This is a genomic window from Streptomyces sp. NPDC051563 (assembly GCF_044454225.1).
Lineage (GTDB): Bacteria > Actinomycetota > Actinomycetes > Streptomycetales > Streptomycetaceae > Streptomyces.
Map to the genome: position 1 here is coordinate 111,749 of NZ_JBITDL010000014.1, position 19,551 is coordinate 131,299.

At 71.7% G+C, this 19,551-nt stretch carries 20 protein-coding genes and 1 riboswitch; of the genes, 18 read left to right on the top strand and 2 right to left on the bottom strand.

Annotated features, from left to right (window positions below):
- Positions 1 to 56: 56 nt before the first annotated feature.
- The 9 genes from lepB (ACIA8F_RS18425) (at position 57) to ACIA8F_RS18465 (ending at position 7,789) form a co-directional block, all read left to right on the top strand.
- Positions 57 to 971 carry a signal peptidase I gene (gene lepB, locus ACIA8F_RS18425; RefSeq protein WP_399379913.1) on the top strand — a complete coding sequence of 305 codons (915 nt, stop codon included), beginning with the start codon at positions 57 to 59 and terminating at the stop codon, positions 969 to 971.
- Between the two features lie 44 nt (positions 972 to 1,015).
- Positions 1,016 to 1,792, top strand: a complete 777-nt coding sequence (gene lepB / locus ACIA8F_RS18430; RefSeq protein WP_399379915.1) for a signal peptidase I — start codon at positions 1,016 to 1,018, stop codon at positions 1,790 to 1,792.
- Positions 1,782 to 2,354, top strand: coding sequence for an NUDIX hydrolase (locus ACIA8F_RS18435; RefSeq protein WP_399379916.1), 573 nt, complete (start codon positions 1,782 to 1,784; stop codon positions 2,352 to 2,354). The genes lepB (ACIA8F_RS18430) and ACIA8F_RS18435 overlap by 11 nt, the downstream gene beginning before the upstream one ends.
- Before the next feature lie 55 nt (positions 2,355 to 2,409).
- Positions 2,410 to 2,718 (top strand): DUF2469 domain-containing protein, encoded by a 309-nt coding sequence (locus tag ACIA8F_RS18440; RefSeq protein ID WP_005311352.1) that lies wholly within the window; start codon positions 2,410 to 2,412, stop codon positions 2,716 to 2,718.
- A 122-nt stretch (positions 2,719 to 2,840) separates the two neighbouring features.
- Entirely contained in the window at positions 2,841 to 3,212 is a 372-nt protein-coding gene (locus tag ACIA8F_RS18445) for a YraN family protein (RefSeq protein WP_399379918.1), read from the top strand.
- Complete coding sequence (locus tag ACIA8F_RS18450; protein ID WP_399379919.1) at positions 3,212 to 4,834, top strand: YifB family Mg chelatase-like AAA ATPase; 1,623 nt, start codon at positions 3,212 to 3,214, stop codon at positions 4,832 to 4,834. The genes ACIA8F_RS18445 and ACIA8F_RS18450 overlap by 1 nt, the downstream gene beginning before the upstream one ends.
- 5 nt (positions 4,835 to 4,839) lie before the next feature.
- Positions 4,840 to 6,060, top strand: coding sequence for a DNA-processing protein DprA (dprA, locus tag ACIA8F_RS18455; protein ID WP_399380041.1), 1,221 nt, complete (start codon positions 4,840 to 4,842; stop codon positions 6,058 to 6,060).
- Positions 6,061 to 6,299: 239 nt separating this feature from the next.
- Positions 6,300 to 7,133 (top strand): RNA polymerase sigma factor WhiG, encoded by an 834-nt coding sequence (gene whiG, locus ACIA8F_RS18460; protein ID WP_399379921.1) that lies wholly within the window; start codon positions 6,300 to 6,302, stop codon positions 7,131 to 7,133.
- Positions 7,134 to 7,231: 98 nt separating this feature from the next.
- Positions 7,232 to 7,789 carry a TetR/AcrR family transcriptional regulator gene (locus ACIA8F_RS18465; RefSeq protein WP_399380042.1) on the top strand — a complete coding sequence of 186 codons (558 nt, stop codon included), beginning with the start codon at positions 7,232 to 7,234 and terminating at the stop codon, positions 7,787 to 7,789.
- On the opposite strand, the gene ACIA8F_RS18470 is transcribed toward ACIA8F_RS18465, so the two are convergent.
- The gene (locus ACIA8F_RS18470; protein ID WP_399379922.1) at positions 7,743 to 8,348 is read right to left on the bottom strand and encodes a murein hydrolase activator EnvC family protein; all 606 of its coding nucleotides are present in this window, start codon (positions 8,346 to 8,348) and stop codon (positions 7,743 to 7,745) included. The genes ACIA8F_RS18465 and ACIA8F_RS18470 overlap by 47 nt on opposite strands.
- Positions 8,349 to 8,599: 251 nt before the next feature.
- Here ACIA8F_RS18470 and rpsB point away from each other — a divergent pair, with 251 nt between their 5' ends.
- The 9 genes from rpsB to ACIA8F_RS18515 all read left to right on the top strand — a co-directional run bounded on the left by rpsB (position 8,600) and on the right by ACIA8F_RS18515 (position 18,414).
- Positions 8,600 to 9,526 (top strand): 30S ribosomal protein S2, encoded by a 927-nt coding sequence (gene rpsB, locus ACIA8F_RS18475; protein WP_399379923.1) that lies wholly within the window; start codon positions 8,600 to 8,602, stop codon positions 9,524 to 9,526.
- A gap of 135 nt (positions 9,527 to 9,661) precedes the next feature.
- Positions 9,662 to 10,498 (top strand): translation elongation factor Ts, encoded by an 837-nt coding sequence (tsf, locus tag ACIA8F_RS18480; protein ID WP_399379925.1) that lies wholly within the window; start codon positions 9,662 to 9,664, stop codon positions 10,496 to 10,498.
- 162 nt (positions 10,499 to 10,660) lie between these two features.
- The gene (pyrH, locus tag ACIA8F_RS18485) at positions 10,661 to 11,440 is read left to right on the top strand and encodes a UMP kinase (RefSeq protein WP_399379927.1); all 780 of its coding nucleotides are present in this window, start codon (positions 10,661 to 10,663) and stop codon (positions 11,438 to 11,440) included.
- A 51-nt stretch (positions 11,441 to 11,491) separates the two neighbouring features.
- Entirely contained in the window at positions 11,492 to 12,049 is a 558-nt protein-coding gene (frr, locus tag ACIA8F_RS18490) for a ribosome recycling factor (RefSeq protein ID WP_112453867.1), read from the top strand.
- Positions 12,049 to 13,131 (top strand): phosphatidate cytidylyltransferase, encoded by a 1,083-nt coding sequence (locus ACIA8F_RS18495; protein ID WP_383942852.1) that lies wholly within the window; start codon positions 12,049 to 12,051, stop codon positions 13,129 to 13,131. The genes frr and ACIA8F_RS18495 overlap by 1 nt, the downstream gene beginning before the upstream one ends.
- 93 nt (positions 13,132 to 13,224) lie before the next feature.
- Positions 13,225 to 14,337: a 23S rRNA (adenine(2503)-C(2))-methyltransferase RlmN gene (gene rlmN, locus ACIA8F_RS18500; RefSeq protein ID WP_266904070.1), complete on the top strand. Its 1,113-nt coding sequence runs from the start codon at positions 13,225 to 13,227 to the stop codon at positions 14,335 to 14,337.
- Positions 14,338 to 14,398: 61 nt separating this feature from the next.
- Positions 14,399 to 14,507, top strand: a riboswitch (TPP riboswitch).
- 84 nt (positions 14,508 to 14,591) lie between these two features.
- Positions 14,592 to 15,707 carry a thiamine ABC transporter substrate binding subunit gene (locus ACIA8F_RS18505; protein WP_399379929.1) on the top strand — a complete coding sequence of 372 codons (1,116 nt, stop codon included), beginning with the start codon at positions 14,592 to 14,594 and terminating at the stop codon, positions 15,705 to 15,707.
- Between the two features lie 59 nt (positions 15,708 to 15,766).
- Entirely contained in the window at positions 15,767 to 17,383 is a 1,617-nt protein-coding gene (locus ACIA8F_RS18510) for an ABC transporter permease (RefSeq protein ID WP_399380043.1), read from the top strand.
- Positions 17,383 to 18,414: an ABC transporter ATP-binding protein gene (locus ACIA8F_RS18515; protein WP_399379931.1), complete on the top strand. Its 1,032-nt coding sequence runs from the start codon at positions 17,383 to 17,385 to the stop codon at positions 18,412 to 18,414. Before ACIA8F_RS18510 ends, ACIA8F_RS18515 begins: the two co-directional genes overlap by 1 nt.
- A 167-nt stretch (positions 18,415 to 18,581) precedes the next feature.
- Here the strand turns inward: ACIA8F_RS18515 and ACIA8F_RS18520 are convergent, their stop codons facing one another.
- Positions 18,582 to 19,487 (bottom strand): hypothetical protein, encoded by a 906-nt coding sequence (locus ACIA8F_RS18520; RefSeq protein WP_399379932.1) that lies wholly within the window; start codon positions 19,485 to 19,487, stop codon positions 18,582 to 18,584.
- Positions 19,488 to 19,551: the final 64 nt, after the last annotated feature.

Below are 19,551 nucleotides of genomic sequence, written 5' to 3' on the forward strand. Positions count from 1 at the left end.
CCGTGCCTCATCAGGTCCGGGCGTCGATTTCCGAACGAGGAGTGGATGTGGGGGACGTGGCGGTTGGTGCACGGTCCGGACGCGACGAGGGCGGCGAGGAGCCGAACGACTCTTCAGGGCCCGATGCCGTCGAGAACGACGGCGACGCGAAGGACGGCGCCGGAGCACGCCCGCACCGGTCGTTCTGGAAGGAGCTGCCGCTCCTGGTCGGTATCGCCCTGCTGCTCGCTCTGCTGATCAAGACCTTCCTGGTGCAGGCCTTCTCGATCCCCTCCGACTCGATGCAGAACACCCTGCAGCGCGGCGACCGGGTGCTCGTGGACAAGCTGACGCCGTGGTTCGGATCCGAGCCCGAGCGCGGCGAGGTCGTGGTCTTCCACGACCCCTCGAACTGGCTGAGCGGCGAGGCGACGCCCGAGCCCAACATCGCGCAGAAGGCCCTCAGCTGGATCGGCCTCATGCCGTCCGCCGAGGAGAAGGACCTGATCAAGCGGACGATCGCCATCGGCGGTGACACGGTCGAGTGCAAGAAGGGGGGACCGGTCGTCGTCAACGGCAAGGAGCTCGACGAGCCGTACATCTTCCCGGGCAACACCCCGTGCGACGACTTCCCCTTCGGCCCGCTGACCGTGCCCAAGGGCAAGATCTGGGTGATGGGCGACCACCGGCAGAACTCGCAGGACTCCCGCTACCACCAGCAGGACTCGACCCAGGGCTTCGTGCCCGTCAGCGACGTCGTCGGACGCGCCGTGGTCGTGGCCTGGCCGGTCACCCGCTGGTCCACGCTGCCGATCCCGGACACCTTCGACCAGCCGGGCATCGGCACGCAGACCAAGGCCACCGCGCTGGGTCTGGACGCCGCCGGTCTGGCGCCGGTCGGGCTCGGCCCGGCCGCGCTCGGGTTCGCCGGCGCGGTGCCGGTCGTCCTGTGGCGCAGGCGGAGGCTGACCGCAGGGCCTACCGGCAGGTAGGGTGCCGCCCAGGTCGACGATCTCCGAGTGTGGGGGCGCTTGCAATGGGCGGAACACGAGCAATACGAGCAGGTGACGGCGATGGCCGCGGTGCTCTCGGCAGCACGCTGTCGGGAATCGCCGTGGCCATCGGCTTCGTGCTCTTCCTGGGCGGGTTCGTCTGGGGAGCCGTCGTGTACCAGCCGTACACGGTGCCGACCGACTCGATGGTGCCGACGGTGCGGCCCGGGGACCGGGTGCTGGCGCAGCGCATCGGCGGCGGCGAGGTGCACCGCGGGGACGTCGTGATCTTCAAGGATGAGCAGTGGAGCGATTCGCCGATGGTGAAGCGGGTCGTCGGCATCGGCGGGGACACGGTCAAGTGCTGCGGTGCAGGCGGCCGGCTCACCGTGAACGGCAAGGAGCTGGACGAGCCGTACATCGAGGCGGAGAAGCTCGACGTGGTGGACGCTCCGGGCGGGTCCGCCTCCCGGACGCCGTTCGAGGTGACGGTGCCGCAGGGCAATCTCTTCCTGCTCGGCGACCGGCGCGGAGCCTCGCTGGACTCCCGGGCGCACCTGGAGGAGGCCGGACAGGGGACGGTGCCCCGCTCGGCGGTGAAGGGCCGCGTGGACGCCCTCGCGTGGCCCTCCATGTCGATGCTGGAGCGGCCCGGGACCTACGCCGCCCTGCCCGGCGGGACCTCGACGGCGGGGCCGCTGCTGCTCCAGGTGGCCGCGGTGGTGGCCGGAGCCGCCCTGGTGGTGCTCGGAGCCGCGTACGGGCCGGTCGTACGGGTCCTCGGGCGCGGGCGGAGGCGGGAGCGGGCCGATGTCCGCTGACGCGACGGCGGAGCCCGGCGCCGGGGCGGCTGCGGACGGCTCGGGGGTGCCGGGAGGCGCGGACGGGCCGGGCGGCTCGGGCGGGCCGCGGAAGGTGGCGCGGGTGATCCTGCTGGACCCCGAGGACCGGATCCTGCTGCTGCACGGCTTCGAGCCGGGAAACCCGGCGGACGACTGGTGGTTCACCCCGGGCGGCGGTCTGGAAGGGGCCGAGACCCGGGAGCAGGCCGCCCTGCGCGAACTCGCGGAGGAGACCGGGATCACCGAGGTGGAACTGGGGCCGGTGCTGTGGCACCGCTACTGCTCGTTCCCCTTCGACGGGCGCCGCTGGGAGCAGGACGAGTGGTACTTCCTGGCCCGCACCACCCAGACGGCGACGGTGCTGGGAGGCCTCACCGAGCTGGAGCGCCGCAGCGTCTCGGGCACCAGGTGGTGGACCTCCGAGGAACTGCTTGCGGCCCATGAGACGGTGTACCCGACCAGACTCGCAGAGCTGCTCCGCAGGCTGCTCGACGACGGTCCCCCGGGTGCGCCCGTGAACCTGGCCCCGGAAATCGTTTAGGGGCGCACGGGCCTGGCGCACAATAGGGGGACGCACGGCTGAAGGGGAACATGCCATGAGTGCCGAGGACCTCGAGAAGTACGAGACCGAGATGGAGCTGAAGCTCTATCGCGAGTACCGCGACGTCGTCGGGCTGTTCAAGTATGTGATCGAGACCGAACGCCGTTTCTACCTCACCAACGACTACGAGATGCAGGTGCACTCGGTACAGGGGGAGGTCTTCTTCGAGGTCTCGATGGCCGACGCGTGGGTCTGGGACATGTACAGACCGGCTCGCTTCGTGAAGCAGGTGCGGGTGCTGACCTTCAAGGACGTGAACATCGAGGAGCTCAACAAGAGCGATCTCGAACTTCCGGGCAGCTGACGCGGTCCCCCGGCCCGGTTCACCCCCCGGGGTGATGCGGTTGTCCACATGCCCCCGGTTGTCCACCAAGATCCACTAGGTGGGCCGGGACGCGGGACCGTCGGTGCCGGAGGTGGTGCCGGATGAACGCGAAGGGCGTGGCACAGCAGGCATTGGGGCGGTACGGCGAGGACCTCGCGACGAGGCGGCTCACCGAGGCCGGGATGACGGTGATCGCGCGGAACTGGCGCTGTCGCGGCGGGGAGATCGACATCGTCGCCCGGGACGGGGACGCCCTCGTCGTGTGCGAGGTCAAGACCCGGCGGGCCGGGGAGTTCGAACATCCCATGGCCGCGCTGCGGCCCGCGAAGGCCGAGCGCCTGCGCAGGCTCGCCGGGCGCTGGCTGGCCGACCACGGGGGACCACCCCCGGGCGGGGTGCGCATCGACCTCGTCGGCGTCGTGCTGCCGCGGCGCGGCGGTCCCGTGGTGGAGCACGTCAGGGGGGCCGCCTGATGGGGTTCGCACGAGCCTGCTCGGTCGCCCTCGTGGGCGTCGACGGCGTGGTGGTCGAGGTCCAGGCCGACCTGGAGCCCGGGGTCGCCACCTTCGCCCTGGTGGGGCTGCCCGACAAGACCCTGGTCGAGAGCCGGGACCGGGTCAGGGCGGCCGTGGTGAACTCGGGCGCCGCCTGGCCGCAGAAGAAGCTCACCGTCGGCCTCAGCCCGGCGTCGGTCCCGAAGTCGGGCGCGGGTTTCGACCTCGCCGTCGCGGCCGCCGTCCTGGGCGCCGCCGAGGTGGTCGACCCGAAGGTGATCGCCGATCTCGTCCTCATCGGGGAGCTGGGGCTGGACGGCCGGGTGCGCCCCGTCCGCGGGATCCTCCCGGCGGTGCTCGCCGCCGCCGAGGCCGGGTACCGGCAGGTCGTGGTCCCGCAGCAGTGCGCCGCCGAGGCCATGCTCGTTCCGGACGTCTCCGTGCTCGGGGTGCGCAGCCTGCGGCAGCTGATCGCGGTGCTCACCGAGGGGGAGGTCCCGGAGGAGGATCCGCCGGATCCGTCCGGGCGCCCGGACCCGATGCTCGCCGGACTGGTCGTCCCGGGCGCCGGACTCGGCACGGGGGTCTCCCGCGACGGCGACGGGCGGGACTTCCCCGATCTCGCCGACGTCGCCGGACAGCACGCGGCGCGCCGGGCCCTGGAGGTGGCCGCCGCCGGGGGACATCACCTGTTCCTGAGCGGACCGCCGGGCGCGGGCAAGACGATGCTGGCCGAGCGGATCCCCTGGATCCTGCCCCCGCTCACCCGGCAGGACTCCCTGGAGGTCACGGCCGTCCACTCGGTCGCGGGAATCCTGCCCCCGGGCGAACCGCTCGTCGCCCGGCCCCCGTACTGCGCCCCGCACCACTCGGCGACCATGCAGTCCCTCGTCGGGGGCGGAGCCGGTGTGGCCAGGCCCGGAGCGGTGTCGCTGGCCCACCGGGGGGTGCTGTTCCTCGACGAAGCCGCGGAGTTCAGCACCAAGGCGCTGGACGCCCTGAGGCAGCCCCTCGAAGCGGGACACGTGGTCATCGCCCGCGCCGCCGGGGTGGTACGGCTGCCGGCCCGGTTCCTGATGGTGCTGGCCGCCAACCCCTGTCCCTGCGGGCGGCACACCCTGCACGGGACCGGATGCGACTGCCCGGCCTCGGTGGTCCGCCGCTATCAGGCCCGGCTGTCGGGGCCACTGCTGGACCGGGTCGACCTGCGCGTCGAGGTGGAGCCGGTCACCCGCACCGATCTGCTGGGACGCGGTGGCCGCGGCGAAGCCACGGCGGTGGTCGCCGGCCGGGTCCGGGAGGCCCGCGACCGGGCGGCGGCCCGCCTCGACGGCACCCCCTGGCGGCTCAACGCCGAGGTCCCGGGCCACGAGCTGCGGACCCGCTGGCCCGCCGCCCCGGGAGCCCTGGCCCAGGCCGAACGGGACCTGGAGCGCGGCCTGCTGACCGCGCGGGGGCTCGACCGGGTGCTCCGGGTCGCCTGGACGGTGGCCGACCTGAGGAGCCGGGACCGCCCCGACGCCCTGGACGTGGCGGTCGCCCTCGAACTGCGCACCGGAATCGCCCGCGGAGCCTCGGCGCACCTGGGCGCGGCCTCATGACCGCCATGGCCCCGGCCCCGGAGCCGGGCGGGGCACCCGGGCCGGGACCCGCCCAGGCACCCCCGGCAGCCGGCCCGGAGCCGCAGGCGGAGCCCGGCGGCGAGGTGCTCGCGCGGGCCGCGCTCACCCGGGTCCTGGAGCCCGGGGAGGAGCACGGCGGGCGCTGGCTGCGGGCGTACGGGGCCGTCGGGCTGATACGGCTGCTGACCGGGCCGGAGCCGGAGCCAGGGGTGCTCAGCGGGGTCGGTGGCGAGCGGCTCGCCGGATACCGCCGCCGGGCCGCGGCGGCCGATCCCCGGCGGGACCTGGCGGCCGCGGCGGAGACCGGGGGCCGGTTCCTCTGCCCCGGGTCGGCGGAGTGGCCGAGTCAGCTGGACGACCTCGGCGATGCCCGGCCCGTCGGGCTGTGGGTACGGGGCCGACCGGACCTGCGGACCTGGGCCCTGCGCTCCGTGGCGGTGGTCGGGGCCCGCGCGTGCACCCCGTACGGGGCGCACATGGCCCAGAGCCTGGCCGGTGAACTCGCCGAGCGCGGCTGGGTGGTGGTCTCGGGCGCCGCCTACGGAATCGACGGGGCCGCCCACCGCGGCGCCCTCGCGGCCGGCGGGGCCACGGTCGCCGTGCTGGCCTGCGGGGTGGACGTGGCGTACCCGCGCGGGCACGCCGGACTGCTCGGCCGGATCGCCGCCCAGGGGCTCCTCATCGGAGAGCTGCCGCCCGGCAGCCACCCCACGCCGAGCCGATTCGTCCTGCGCAACCGCGTCATCGCGGCCCTGACCCGGGGCACGGTCGTCGTGGAAGCCGCCCACCGCAGCGGATCCCTCGTGACCGCCCGGCGGGCCCAGGGGCTGGGGAGGATCACCATGGGCATCCCGGGGCCGGCCACCAGCGGACTCTCGGCCGGCGTGCACGAACTGCTGCGCGGTGAGGCCGCGCTGGTCACGGACGCGGCGGAGGTCATCGAGCTGGTCGGCGGGATGGGTGAGCTGGCACCCGAGCGGCGGGGCCCCGTCATCGCCCGCGACCTGCTGGGCCCCGATGCGGTCCGGGTGCTGGAAGCCCTCCCGGCAGGGCGCCCCGCCGACCTGGGGGAGCTGGCCCTCGCGGCGGGCACCGGCACTGATGAAGTCATCGGCAGACTGTACGAACTTCACTCTCTGGGGTTCGTCGAACGGCAGGGCGACGGCTGGCAGTTGACCCCGAAGCGGCCGGGAGGAGGCGCATAAAGCGCGGTCGCCCGGCGAGGCGGTCGTTGACCTGGGGCGTTCCGGTGAAAGAGTGAAGCCGATGAGAGACGCGGTCTTCCCGGTGGCACCCGCCGGGACCGTGCGCCAGGCGCCGGTCCCGGGTCGCCCGCGCGAGTCGGGGCGCCCTTGGGGGTCTGCGCGATCCCGTACTCTTCGCGCACCGCGACACTTCCGTCACGCTACGCTCCCAAGGAATCCGGCTCCGGCAAAGGCGAAGCATGCCCCAGCACACCTCAGGGTCCGACCGCGCTGCGGTGCCCGCCGCCGCGCGCGGCAGCGAGCGGTCCACCGCGCCCTCGTCCCTGGAGGTGCTGTGGCGCTCGTACAAGGACTCGGGTGACGAGCGGCTGCGGGAGCAGCTGATCCTGCACTACTCGCCCCTCGTGAAGTACGTGGCGGGCCGGGTCAGCGTCGGGCTGCCGCCCAATGTGGAACAGGCCGATTTCGTCTCCTCCGGAGTCTTCGGACTGATCGACGCCATCGAGAAGTTCGACATCGAACGGTCCATCAAGTTCGAGACGTACGCGATCACCCGCATCCGCGGCGCGATGATCGACGAGCTGCGGGCGCTGGACTGGATCCCCCGCTCGGTGCGGCAGAAGGCGCGCGCCGTGGAACGGGCCTACGCCACGCTGGAGGCCCAGCTGCGGCGCACCCCGACCGAACACGAGGTCGCCGGCGAGATGGGCATCGGCCTCGAGGATCTCCACGCCGTTTTCAGCCAGTTGTCGCTGGCGAACGTGGTCGCCCTGGAAGAGCTGCTGCACGTGGGAGGGGAGGGCGACCGCCTCTCCCTGATGGACACCCTGGAGGACACCGCCGCGGACAACCCGGTGGAGGTCGCGGAGGACCGGGAGTTGCGCCGGCTGCTGGCGCGGGCCATCAACACGCTGCCGGATCGGGAGAAGACGGTGGTGACGCTCTACTACTACGAGGGCCTCACGCTCGCCGAGATCGGCAATGTCCTCGGGGTCACCGAGAGCCGCGTCAGCCAGATCCACACCAAGTCGGTCCTGCAGCTCCGGGCCAAACTGGCGGACGTCGGCCGCTGAAGCGGGGCGCCGGGGCCCGCGGGCGGGGGCCGAGAGCGTGCGACGGCCTTGCGGGACGTCCGTAGAGTGGATGCGTGCCCAGGATTCGAGCGGCCTCCGTGGCCGAGCACCGGTCGATGCAGCGCGGCGCCCTGTTGGATGCCGCGCGTTCCCTGCTGTCCGAAGGGGGGACGGAAGCGCTGACCTTCCCCGCCCTCGCCGAGAGGACGGGCCTCGCCCGGTCCTCCGTGTACGAGTACTTCCGGTCCCGCGCGGCCGTCGTCGAAGAGCTGTGCGCGGTGGACTTCCCCGTGTGGGCTGCCGAGATCGAGGCGGCGATGTCCGAGGCGCAGGAGCCGGAGGCGAAGATCGAGGCCTACGTGCGCAGCCAGCTGGGGCTGGTGGGGGACAAGCGGCACCGGGCGGTCGTGGCGATCTCGGCGAGCGAGCTGGACGCCGGGGCGCGGGAGAAGATCCGCGCGGCGCACGGGAGCCTCATCGCGATGATCGTGGAGGCGCTGGCCGCGCTGGGGCAGGCGGAGCCGAGGCTCTCCGCGATGCTGCTCCAGGGTGTGGTGGACGCCGCCGTCCGGCGGATCGAGGCCGGCGCGGGGGAGGACCCCGTCATCGTCACGGACGCGGCGGTGGCCATGGCCCTGCGAGGCGTCGGAGGCTGACCCCGCCCCCGGGCGCCGGACTGCCGGACGGCAGCAGGCGCGGGGTCGGGCGGGGGAGCAGGGCCAGCGGGTTGAGGTAGGCCTCCCCGTGGAGGAGGCCCCAGTGGAGGCAGGAGCGGGGGCAGTGCGGGCCGTCCGCGAGGAGGGCCACCACCTGCCCCGTCGTGACCTCGGCCCCCTCCGCCACCAGGGGGCGGACCGGTTCGTAGGTCGTGCGCAGTCCGTTCGGGAGGGTCAGCGAGAGGACCCCGCGGCCGGCGACCGGGCCGGCGAAGTGGACGCGGCCCGGACCGACCGCGCGGACCTCGGCGCCCGGCGGGGCAGCCAGGTCCACCCCGCGGTGCCCCGCCGCGTACGGGGTCGGGGGCGGGTCCCACCAGCGGACCACGGTCAGCGGGGACGGCAGCGGGCGGCCGCCCGCTGCCGCCGGAGCGTGCGGTGGCCCGGAGGCGGCGCGAGCGGCGCCCAGGGTGAGGCTTAGGGCCAGGAGCAGGGTGAGCAGCAGCTTCGCCGGCTTCATCAGCCTTTTCGGCTTCGCCGGCTTCGTCAGTTTCGTCATGGGAGCAGGTTTCCGCTCCGGGGCCCGTCCCGCCCGGGCCTGTGGACGGGCGGGGAGCTGTGGACAACCGCGTCATCCGGCATACCACCGGGTCCCGTACACTTCTTGTGGCGATCCGGGTCACCGGGTCGACTTCGCACGCCCCAGCACCGGCCCCTCAGGGCCAGGTGACAGCGTCTCTCGGTCCCCTCTACGGGGGCAGGGCGCGACAGGGGCGTCAGGAACCAAACCGAGAAAACAAGGAGATGGCCATGGCCGTCGTAACGATGCGGGAGCTGCTGGAAAGCGGCGTCCACTTCGGTCACCAGACCCGCCGCTGGAACCCGAAGATGAAGCGCTTCATCTTCACGGAGCGCAACGGCATCTACATCATCGACCTGCTGCAGTCGCTGTCGTACATCGACCGCGCCTACGAGTTCGTGAAGGAGACCGTCGCCCACGGCGGTTCCATCATGTTCGTCGGTACCAAGAAGCAGGCCCAGGAGGCCATCGCCGAGCAGGCGACGCGCGTTGGTATGCCCTACGTCAACCAGCGGTGGCTGGGTGGCATGCTCACCAACTTCTCCACCGTCTACAAGCGCCTTCAGCGTCTGAAGGAGCTTGAGGCGATCGACTTCGAGGACGTCGCCGCCTCGGGTCTCACCAAGAAGGAGCTCCTGGTCCTCTCTCGCGAGAAGATCAAGCTGGAGAAGACCCTCGGTGGTATCCGCGAGATGTCGAAGGTCCCCAGCGCGGTCTGGATCGTCGACACCAAGAAGGAGCACATCGCCGTCGGTGAGGCGCGCAAGCTCCACATCCCGGTCGTCGCGATCCTCGACACCAACTGCGACCCCGACGAGGTCGACTACAAGATCCCGGGCAACGACGACGCGATCCGCTCCGTCACCCTGCTCACCCGCGTGATCGCCGACGCCGTCGCCGAGGGCCTCATCGCCCGTTCCGGTGCCGCCACTGGCGACTCGAAGCCGGGCGAGAAGGCCGCTGCCGAGCCGCTCGCCGAGTGGGAGCGCGACCTCCTCGAGGGCGAGAAGAAGGCCGATGACGCCGAGGCCGCTCCGGCCGCCGAGGCTGTCGTCGACGCCCCCGCCGCCGAGGCCGAGGCTGCTCCGGCCGCCGAGGCCGAGGTCGTCGCCGAGCCCGCCGTCGAGGCCCCGGCCGCCGACGCCGAGCAGGCCTGACCCACTGAGAGCGCCCGGCGTTCATGCGCCGGGCACTCGCAGCACGGACGATGACGGCGGGGGAGCCGCGCCACGAGCGCGCCTCCTCCGCCGTTCACCCGTAGATCTACGACTTCGAGAGAGAATCCCAGACTCATGGCGAACTACACCGCCGCTGACGTCAAGAAGCTCCGCGAGCTCACCGGCGTCGGCATGCTTGACTGCAAGAACGCTCTGGTCGAGGCCGACGGCGACGTCGACAAGGCCGTCGAGGCGCTCCGTATCAAGGGTCAGAAGGGCGTCGCCAAGCGCGAAGGCCGTTCTGCCGAGAACGGTGCCGTCGTCTCGGTCATCTCCGACGACAACACCACCGGTGTTCTGGTCGAGCTGAAGTGCGAGACGGACTTCGTCGCCAAGGGTGACAAGTTCCTGGCCGTCACGAACGAGCTGGCGAACCACATCGCCGCGACCTCCCCGGCCGACATCGAGGCGCTGCTCGCGTCCGAGATCGCCCCCGGCAAGACCGTGCAGGCGTTCGTCGACGAGGCCAACGCCAACCTCGGCGAGAAGATCGTCCTGGACCGCTTCGTGCAGTTCACCGGCGGTTACGTCTCGGCGTACATGCACCGCACGATGCCCGACCTGCCGTTCCAGATCGGTGTCCTGGTCGAGCTCGACAAGGAGAACGCCGAGGTCGCCCGCGGCGTCGCGCAGCACATCGCCGCCTTCGCGCCGAAGTGGCTCTCCAAGGAGGACGTGCCGGCCGAGGTCGTCGAGTCCGAGCGCCGCGTGGCCGAAGAGACCACCCGCGAAGAGGGCAAGCCCGAAGCCGCGCTGCCGAAGATCGTCGAGGGTCGTGTCAACGGCTTCTTCCGCGACAACACGCTGCTCGGCCAGGCCTACGCCCTGGACGCCAAGAAGTCCGTCCAGAAGGTTCTGGACGAGGCCGGTGTCACCCTGGTGCGCTTCTCGCGCATCAAGGTCGGCATCTGAGTCCGTCCGTACGCGACGGACACCGGACCCCGGTAGGGTCTGAAGCAGTCGCCCGCGTTCGCGCAGGGCGACCGCAGATCTGACGAGGAGGCCATTGCCGTAGAGGGAACCGCGAGGACCCACCGGCAATGGCCTTCTTCGTATGTGCACGAGGAGATCTCCATGAATCAGGGCGTGGACACCCACACCGCTTCCGACAACAAGAGCGACCAGGACAAGAAGGGCCGCCGCTTCATGCTGAAGCTGTCGGGCGAGGCCTTCTCCGGTGGCGGAGGACTGGGCGTCGACCCCGACGTGGTCCACGCCATCGCCCGCGAGGTCGCCGCGGTGGTCCGCGACGGCGCGGAGATCGCGATCGTGATCGGCGGTGGCAACTTCTTCCGCGGCGCCGAACTCCAGCAGCGCGGCATGGACCGGGCCCGGTCCGACTACATGGGCATGCTCGGCACCGTCATGAACTGCCTCGCCCTCCAGGACTTCCTGGAGAAGGAAGGCATCGACTCCCGCGTCCAGACCGCCATCACCATGGGCCAGGTCGCCGAGCCCTACATCCCGCTCCGCGCGGTCCGCCACCTGGAGAAGGGCCGCGTCGTCATCTTCGGCGCCGGCATGGGCATGCCCTACTTCTCCACCGACACCACGGCCGCCCAGCGCGCCCTGGAGATCGACGCGGAAGCCCTGCTCATGGGCAAGAACGGCGTCGACGGGGTCTACGACTCCGACCCGAAGAAGAACCCGGACGCGGTGAAGTTCGACGCGCTGGAGTACAGCGAGGTGCTGTCGCGCGACCTGAAGGTCGCCGATGCCACCGCCATCACGCTGTGCCGCGACAACAAGCTGCCGATCCTGGTCTTCGAGCTGCTCGCCGAGGGCAATATCGCGCGAGCCGTCAAGGGTGAGAAGATCGGCACGCTCGTGAGCGACCAGGGCACCCGGGCCTGAGCAGGCCCCCGTCCGCCTGAACCATCCATTTCTGACATGCAGGAGCACGTGGTGACCGAAGAGATCCTCCTCGAGGCCGAGGAGAAGATGGAAAAGGCCGTCGTCGTCGCCAAGGAAGACTTCGCCGCGATTCGCACCGGTCGTGCGCACCCGGCGATGTTCAACAAGATCGTGGCGGAGTACTACGGCGCCATCACGCCCATCAACCAGCTCGCCTCCTTCTCGGTCCCCGAGCCGCGCATGGCGATCGTGACCCCGTTCGACAAGAGCGCCCTGCGCAACATCGAGACGGCCATCCGCGACTCCGACCTGGGCGTCAACCCCAGCAACGACGGCAGCATCATCCGGGTGACCTTCCCCGAGCTGACGCAGGACCGCCGCAAGGAGTACATCAAGGTCGCGCGCACCAAGGCCGAGGACTCCAAGGTCTCGATCCGCGCCATCCGCCGCAAGGCGAAGGACGCCCTCGACAAGCTCGTCAAGGACAAGGAAGCCGGCGAGGACGAGGTGCGCCGCGCCGAGAAGGAGCTCGACGACACCACCGCGAAGTACGTCGCGCAGGTGGACGAGCTGCTCAAGCACAAGGAAGCCGAGCTCCTCGAAGTCTGATGAACGACACTTCCTGGCAGCCGGAGCCGGTTCCGGCGGGTCCCGCCTACGATGCGCTGGTGGGCCCGCACACTCGGCCCATGCCCATCGTGCCCGATGCCGCCGGCCGTGACTTCGACGACCGGGAAGCACGCGATCGGGGGGCCGCCGCTGACGGCGGCCCCCTCTTCCGCGCCGATACGCCGCCGCAGGAGCCCATGCCCAGCCCCCCGCCGCCGACCCCGCCTTCGCCGGCACCGCAGGACGCCTCCCCGCCGCCTCAGAAGAAGCGGGCCGGGCGGGACCTGCGTGCCGCCATAGGGGTCGGAGTGGGCCTCGGCGCGGTGATCTTCGCCTCGCTGTTCATCGTCAAGGCGGTATTCGTCGGCGTCGTCGTCGTGGCGGTCGTCGTCGGCCTCTGGGAGCTCACCTCCCGGCTCCAGGAGAAGAAGGGCATCAAGGCCCCGCTGGTCCCGCTCGCGATCGGCGGGGCGGCGATGGTCATCGCCGGGTACGTCCGCGGGGCCGAGGGCGCCTGGGTGGCGATGGCGCTCACCGCCCTCGCGGTCCTGGTCTGGCGGATGACCGAACCGCCCGAGGACTACCTCAAGGACGTCACCGCCGGTGTCTTCGCGGCGTTCTACGTGCCCTTCCTGGCCACGTTCGTCGCGATGCTGCTCACCGCCGACGACGGGCCCCAGCGGGTCGTCACCTTCCTGGTCCTGACCGTGGTCAGCGACACCGGGGCCTACGCGGTGGGCTGGCGCTTCGGCAAGACCAAGCTCGCGCCGCGCATCAGCCCCGGAAAGACCCGCGAGGGGCTCTTCGGAGCGGTGGCCTTCGCGATGGGGGCCGGCGCGCTGTGCATGGAGTTCCTGATCGACGGGGGCGTCTGGTGGCAGGGCCTGGTGCTCGGCCTCGCCGTCGCCGTCAGCGCCACGCTCGGCGACCTCGGGGAATCCATGATCAAGCGGGATCTCGGGATCAAGGACATGGGCACCCTGCTGCCGGGCCACGGCGGCATCATGGACCGGCTGGACTCCCTGCTTCCGACGGCCCCGGTGGTGTGGCTGCTGCTGGCCCTGTTCGTCGGCACCGGCTGACCTGCGAAAAGGCGCCCGTACAGGCGGGGCGGTTACTCTTGGAAGGCGCGCTGCTTCTGCGGCGCGCCTTTCGTCTTACAAGGAGTACCTGCCATGGCCCGCCCTGTCCCGGGAGAGCTCACTTTCGTCGCCCCTCGCGGAGCGAAGAAGCCGCCCCGGCACCTCGCCGACCTCACCCCCGAGGAGCGCCGGGAGGCGGTCGCCGCGATCGGCGAGAAGCCCTTCCGGGCCAAGCAGCTCTCCCAGCACTACTTCGCCCGGTACGCGCACGACCCGGCCGAGTGGACCGACATCCCCGCCGCCTCGCGCGAGAAGCTCCAGCAGGAGCTGCTGCCGGACCTGATGAACGTCCTGCGGCACATCTCGTGCGATGACGACACCACCCGCAAGACCCTGTGGAAGCTGCACGACGGCACGCTCGTCGAGTCCGTGCTGATGCGCTACCCGGACCGGGTCACCATGTGCATCTCCTCGCAGGCCGGCTGCGGCATGAACTGCCCGTTCTGCGCCACCGGCCAGGCCGGCCTCGACCGCAACCTGTCGACGGCGGAGATCGTCCACCAGATCGTCGACGGCATGCGCGCCCTGCGCGACGGCGAGGTCCCCGGCGGGCCCGCCCGGCTGTCGAACATCGTCTTCATGGGCATGGGCGAGCCGCTCGCGAACTACAACCGCGTCGTCGGCGCCATCCGCCGCCTCACCGACCCGGAGCCCGACGGCCTGGGCCTGTCCCAGCGCGGGATCACCGTCTCCACCGTGGGCCTGGTCCCGGCGATGCTCCGCTTCGCCGACGAGGGCTTCAAGTGCCGCCTCGCCGTCTCCCTGCACGCCCCGGACGACGAGCTCCGCGACACCCTGGTCCCGGTGAACACCCGCTGGAACGTCCGCGAGGTGCTCGGTGCGGCGTGGGAGTACGCGGAGAAGTCCGGCCGCCGGATCTCCATCGAGTACGCCCTGATCCGCGACATCAACGACCAGGCCTGGCGCGGTGACCTGCTCGGCAAGCTGCTCAAGGGCAAGCGCGTGCACGTCAATCTGATCCCGCTGAACCCGACGCCCGGCTCGAAGTGGACCGCCTCGCGGCCCGAGGACGAGAAGGCGTTCGTGGACGCCATCGCCCGCCACGGCGTGCCGGTGACCGTCCGCGACACCCGCGGGCAGGAGATCGACGGCGCGTGCGGCCAGCTCGCCGCCTCGGAGCGATGATTTTCGCCAGTTGAGGTTTGCTTTCGGCCGCGGGGTACTCTGTGGCCGAACAACCAATTTCATATTCCGACAGGGGAGCGCCACAGCGCTGAGAGTGCGGTATCCGTCACCGCAGACCCTCTGAACCTCGCCCCGGTCATTCGGGGTAGGAAGTTCGGTCACCACTCAAGCTGTTGCGCCCTGCCCGGCGACCGCTCCACAGAGCGCCGGGCAGGGCCGCGTCTTCTCCTGGACATCCCAGGAGGAATGCACCAATGAGCACCACCAAGAAGCTGGCGGGCATCGCGCTCGCGGCCGCGCTCGGCGTCACCACGCTCAGCGCCTGCGGCGGCGGCGACGCCAAGGACAAGTCCGCCGGGGCGAGCGACGCCCCGGCGTCCAAGTCCGGTACCGGCAAGACGATCACCCTCGTCTCGCACGACTCCTTCAACGTGACCGACACGGTCCTCAAGGAGTTCGAGCAGCAGAGCGGCTACACCGTCAAGGTCCTGAAGTCGGGCGACGCCGGCGCGGCCCTGAACCAGGAGATCCTCACCAAGGGCTCGCCGCGCGGCGACGTCTTCTTCGGCGTGGACAACACGCTCCTCTCCCGTGCCCTCGACAACGGCATCTTCACGCCGTACGAGGCCAAGGGGCTCGCCGACGTGAAGCCCGAGTTCGTGCTCGACAAGGAGCACCGGGTCACCCCCGTGGACTCCGGCGACATCTGCGTGAACTACGACAAGGCCTACTTCGCCGACAAGAAGCTCGCCCCGCCGCAGACGCTGGACGACCTGATCAAGCCGGAGTACAAGAACCTCCTGGTCACCGAGAACGCCGCGACCTCCTCGCCCGGCCTGGGCTTCCTCCTCGCCTCCGTCGGCAAGTACGGGGACGCGGGCTGGAAGGACTACTGGAGCAAGCTCAAGGCCAACGGCGTCGAGGTCGTCGACGGCTGGGAGCAGGCCTACAACGAGCGCTTCTCCGGCTCCGCGGGCGGCAAGAAGGCCAAGGGCGACCGCCCGCTGGTCGTCTCCTACGCCTCCAGCCCGCCGGTCGAGGTCCTGTACGGCGAGCCGCAGCCGGCCGAGGCCCCCACGGGCGTCTCGACGGGCACCTGCTTCCGCCAGACCGAGTTCGCCGGTCTGCTCAAGGGCGCGAAGAACGAGGAGGGCGGCAAGGCGCTCCTGGACTTCCTGATCTCCAAGAAGTTCCAGGAGGACATGCCGCTCCAGATGTTCGTGAACCCGGTGACCAAGGACGCGGTCCTCCCGGAGCTGTTCACCAAGCACGGCGTGGTCATCGAGAAGCCCGAGACGGTCGCCCCGGAGGCCATCGCCAAGAACCGCGACCAGTGGGTCAAGGCTTGGTCCGCCCTCGTCGTGAAGTAGGACGGGTGAGCGGCGTTCCGAAGGAGAGCGGGCGGGCCACGGCCGTCAGGCTCGGTCTGATGGCCGTGCCGCTCGTCTTCTTCGGGCTGTTCTTCGCGTACCCCGTCGCCGCGATCGTCGGACGCGGGCTCAAGACGGACGCCGGCTGGCAGTTCGGCCGGATCGGCGAGGTGCTGGCCCGGCCCGACATCGTCGACGTGCTCTGGTTCACCACCTGGCAGGCGCTCGCGTCCACGGCGCTCACGCTCCTGATCGCACTCCCCGGCGCGTACGTCTTCGCGCGCTTCGAGTTCCCCGGCAAACAGCTGCTGCGGGCACTCGTCACGGTGCCGTTCGTCCTGCCGACCGTCGTGGTCGGCACCGCGTTCCTGGCGCTCGTGGGGCGGAACGGTCTGCTGGACGAGGTGTGGGGGATCCGCCTCGACACGACCGTGTGGGCGATCCTGCTCGCGCACGTCTTCTTCAACTACGCCGTGGTCATCCGCACGGTCGGCGGGCTGTGGGCGCAGCTGGACCCGCGCCAGGAGGAGGCCGCCCGGGTGCTGGGCGCCGGGCGGTTCGCCGCCTGGCGCCGGGTGACGCTGCCCGCGCTGGTCCCGGCCGTCGCGGCCGCCTCGCTCATGGTGTTCCTCTTCACGTTCTCCTCCTTCGGCGTCGTGCAGATCCTGGGCGGGCCCGCGTACTCCACCCTGGAGGTGGAGGTCTACCGGCAGACCGCGCAGCTCCTGGACCTGCCGACGGCCGCCGTGCTGACGATGGTGCAGTTCGCGGCCATCGCCGCGATCCTCGGGGTGCACGCCTGGACCGTGCGCAAACGGGAGACCGCGCTGCGGCTCGTGGACCCGGGGCGGACCACGCACCGGCCGCGCGGCCGGGCGCAGCGCACCCTGCTCGGCGGGGTGCTGCTGACGGTGGCCCTGCTGATCGTGGCGCCGCTCGCGGTGCTGGTCGAGCGGTCGCTCGACGCCCCCGGCGGGTACGGCTTCGGCTTCTACCGGGCGCTCCAGGAGGTGGGCGCGGGCGGCGGAACCTTCCTCGTGCCGCCGCTGGAGGCGATCTGGAACTCCCTGCAGTACGCGCTCGCCGCCACCGCCATCGCGCTGCTCGTCGGCGGGCTCGCGGCGGCCGCCCTGACCCGGCGCGCCGGCCGTTTCGTACGGGGCTTCGACGCGCTGCTGATGCTCCCGCTGGGGGTGTCGGCCGTCACCGTCGGCTTTGGTTTCCTCATCACCCTGGACGAGCCGCCGCTGGACCTGCGGACCTCGTGGATCCTGGTGCCGCTGGCGCAGGCGCTGGTGGGCGTGCCCTTCGTCGTACGGACCATGCTGCCGGTCCTGCGCGCGGTGGACGGACGGCTCCGCGAGGCCGCCGCCGTGCTCGGCGCCTCCCCGCTGCGGGCCTGGCGGGAGGTGGACCTGCCGATGGTGCGCCGCGCCCTGCTGATCGCGGCGGGCTTCGCCTTCGCCGTGTCCCTCGGCGAGTTCGGGGCCACCGTCTTCATCGCGCGGCCCGACCATCCGACGCTGCCCGTCGCCGTGGCGCGGCTGCTGGGGCGGGCCGGGGAGATGAACTACGGCCAGGCGATGGCCCTGAGCACGATCCTGATGCTGACGTGCGCGGTGTCCCTGCTCCTGCTGGAGCGGCTGCGACCCGACAAGACCTCCGGAGAGTTCTGATGACCCTGCTTCAGCTGGAAGGGGTGTCGGTCCGCTTCGGTGAGCGTGCGGGCGCGGCCGCCCTGGACGGTGTGGACCTGGCGGTCGCCGAGCACGAGATCGTGTGCGTGCTCGGGCCCAGCGGGAGCGGCAAGTCCACGCTGCTCCGGGTGGTGGCCGGGCTCCAGCCCGTCGACGCCGGGAGGGTGCTGCTGGGCGGCGCCGACCAGGCCGCAGTGCCCGTACACCGGCGGGGAGTGGGCCTGATGTTCCAGGACCACCAGCTGTTCCCGCACCGGGACGTGGGCGGGAACGTCGCGTTCGGGCTGCGGATGCGGGGTGCCCCGAAGCAGGCCTCCGAGGCCCGGGTCACCGAGCTCCTGGAACTGGTCGGGCTCCCCGGGGCGCAGGGCCGGGCGGTGGCCTCGCTGTCCGGTGGCGAGCAGCAGCGGGTCGCCCTGGCCCGGGCGCTGGCGCCTTCGCCGCGGCTGCTGATGCTGGACGAGCCGCTCGGGCAGCTGGACCGCGGGCTGCGGGAGCGGCTGGTGGTGGAGTTGCAGGGGCTGTTCTCGCGGCTGGGCACGACCGTGCTGGCCGTCACGCACGACCAGGGCGAGGCGTTCGCGCTGGCCGACCGGGTGGTCGTCATGCGGGACGGGCGGATCGCGCAGGCGGGGACCCCGCTGGAGGTGTGGGAGCGGCCGGCGTCGGAGTTCGTGGCACGGTTCCTGGGCTTCGACAACGTCGTCCCGGCGGTGGTGTCCGGTGGGGTCGCCGCCACTCCGTGGGGGAAGGTCGCCGTTGCGGCGGGGGCCGCGGAGGGGGACCGCCGGGTGCTGATCCGGCCGGCCGGTGTGGTGCTGTCGGCTGCGGGGCTGGGGTGCGAGGTGGTGTCGCGGACCTTCCGGGGGACGCATGTCGCGCTGCTGCTCCGGCCCGAGGTGGGGCCGGTGCTGGAGGCGGAGTGCGATCTGGCCGGGGCGCCGGGGGTGGGGGACCGGGTCGCGGTGACCTTCACCCCGGGCGAGGTGGTCGTGCTGCCGGGGGAGTAGGCCGCTGCGCGGGGCCCGGTGGGCGGGCGCGGGTGGGCGGGCGCGGGTGGGCCCTGCGGGGCGCAGTCCCCTGCCCGCCCTTCCACCGTTCCCCGGGCGCTGCCCGGACCCGTTCCGGGGCGCCGCCCCGGACCCCGGTCCTCAAACGCCGGTCGGCTGAACAGACATCAGCCGACCGGAGCCGGTGCCGGGACGGGGATCTCTCCGTCCGCGCCCTCGTGGTTGCCGTACCAGGCGACCGCCACCGCGCCGGTCACCGCCAGGACGAAGCCGAGGACGGCCAGCCAGGCCATGCCGGGGCGGGAGGCGTCGCCGAGCCAGAGGACGCCGATGGCTCCGGGGAGCACGGTTTCGCCGACCACCAGGGCGGCGGTGGCGCCGTTCACCGAGCCGATCTGGAGCGCGACGGTGTGCAGGTACATGCCGCCGACGCCCGCCAGGACGATGGCGTACAGGGCCGGGTCGGTGAGCAGGGAGGAGAACGAGAACGGCTCGATGCCGTTGAGGATGCGGACCCCGACGCCGAGCGCGCCGAATGCCAGGCCCGACAGCAGGCCCGCCAGGATCGCGGCCCGGGCGCCGAGGAAGCGTACGGCCACCGTGCCGCCCACGATGATCAGTACGGTCACCGCCAGGAGCCACCAGTGCGTGGCGGCCGGGGCATAGTGGCCGCCCTCGTGGCCCGCCGCCGTCGCCAGGAGGACCAGGGCCGCGCAGACGACCCCGATGGAGGTCCATTCCTTCCGGGTCAGCCGGATGCCGAGCATCTTCACGCTGAGCACGGCGGTGATCACCAGGTTGGCGCTGATGACCGTCTGGGACAGGAAGAGCGGCAGGAGGCGGGCGGCCAGGGCGCCCAGGCCGAAGCCCACGAAGTCCAGGATGGTGCCGACGATGAACTCCCAGGTCATCGCGGCCTTCGCCGTGGAGCTGAGGTTGGGTCCGCCGTGCTGGGTGACCCCTGCGGCGGCGGGCGACATCCGGGCCGCGCGCCGTGAGCCCACGGCTTGCAGGACGGATCCCGTGCCGTAGCAGATGGACGCCGCGATGGCGGTGAGCAGGCCTATGAGCACCCGGGGGCTCCGTTCACGTCTGGCAGGTTTTACGTAGTGCGTACCTCTTCCAGACGTGGAAAAG

Excerpts from the sequence above, each read along its gene's own strand:
- lepB (WP_399379915.1), top strand. The coding sequence starts at position 1,016 with ATGGGCGGAACACGAGCAATACGAGCAGGTGACGGCGATGGCCGCGGT.
- ACIA8F_RS18435 (WP_399379916.1), top strand. The coding sequence starts at position 1,782 with ATGTCCGCTGACGCGACGGCGGAGCCCGGCGCCGGGGCGGCTGCGGAC.
- ACIA8F_RS18440 (WP_005311352.1), top strand. The coding sequence starts at position 2,410 with ATGAGTGCCGAGGACCTCGAGAAGTACGAGACCGAGATGGAGCTGAAG.
- ACIA8F_RS18445 (WP_399379918.1), top strand. The coding sequence starts at position 2,841 with ATGAACGCGAAGGGCGTGGCACAGCAGGCATTGGGGCGGTACGGCGAG.
- ACIA8F_RS18450 (WP_399379919.1), top strand. The coding sequence starts at position 3,212 with ATGGGGTTCGCACGAGCCTGCTCGGTCGCCCTCGTGGGCGTCGACGGC.
- dprA (WP_399380041.1), top strand. The coding sequence starts at position 4,840 with ATGGCCCCGGCCCCGGAGCCGGGCGGGGCACCCGGGCCGGGACCCGCC.
- whiG (WP_399379921.1), top strand. The coding sequence starts at position 6,300 with ATGCCCCAGCACACCTCAGGGTCCGACCGCGCTGCGGTGCCCGCCGCC.
- ACIA8F_RS18470 (WP_399379922.1), bottom strand. The coding sequence starts at position 8,348 with ATGACGAAACTGACGAAGCCGGCGAAGCCGAAAAGGCTGATGAAGCCG.
- rpsB (WP_399379923.1), top strand. The coding sequence starts at position 8,600 with ATGGCCGTCGTAACGATGCGGGAGCTGCTGGAAAGCGGCGTCCACTTC.
- tsf (WP_399379925.1), top strand. The coding sequence starts at position 9,662 with ATGGCGAACTACACCGCCGCTGACGTCAAGAAGCTCCGCGAGCTCACC.
- pyrH (WP_399379927.1), top strand. The coding sequence starts at position 10,661 with ATGAATCAGGGCGTGGACACCCACACCGCTTCCGACAACAAGAGCGAC.
- ACIA8F_RS18495 (WP_383942852.1), top strand. The coding sequence starts at position 12,049 with ATGAACGACACTTCCTGGCAGCCGGAGCCGGTTCCGGCGGGTCCCGCC.
- rlmN (WP_266904070.1), top strand. The coding sequence starts at position 13,225 with ATGGCCCGCCCTGTCCCGGGAGAGCTCACTTTCGTCGCCCCTCGCGGA.
- ACIA8F_RS18505 (WP_399379929.1), top strand. The coding sequence starts at position 14,592 with ATGAGCACCACCAAGAAGCTGGCGGGCATCGCGCTCGCGGCCGCGCTC.
- ACIA8F_RS18510 (WP_399380043.1), top strand. The coding sequence starts at position 15,767 with ATGGCCGTGCCGCTCGTCTTCTTCGGGCTGTTCTTCGCGTACCCCGTC.
- ACIA8F_RS18515 (WP_399379931.1), top strand. The coding sequence starts at position 17,383 with ATGACCCTGCTTCAGCTGGAAGGGGTGTCGGTCCGCTTCGGTGAGCGT.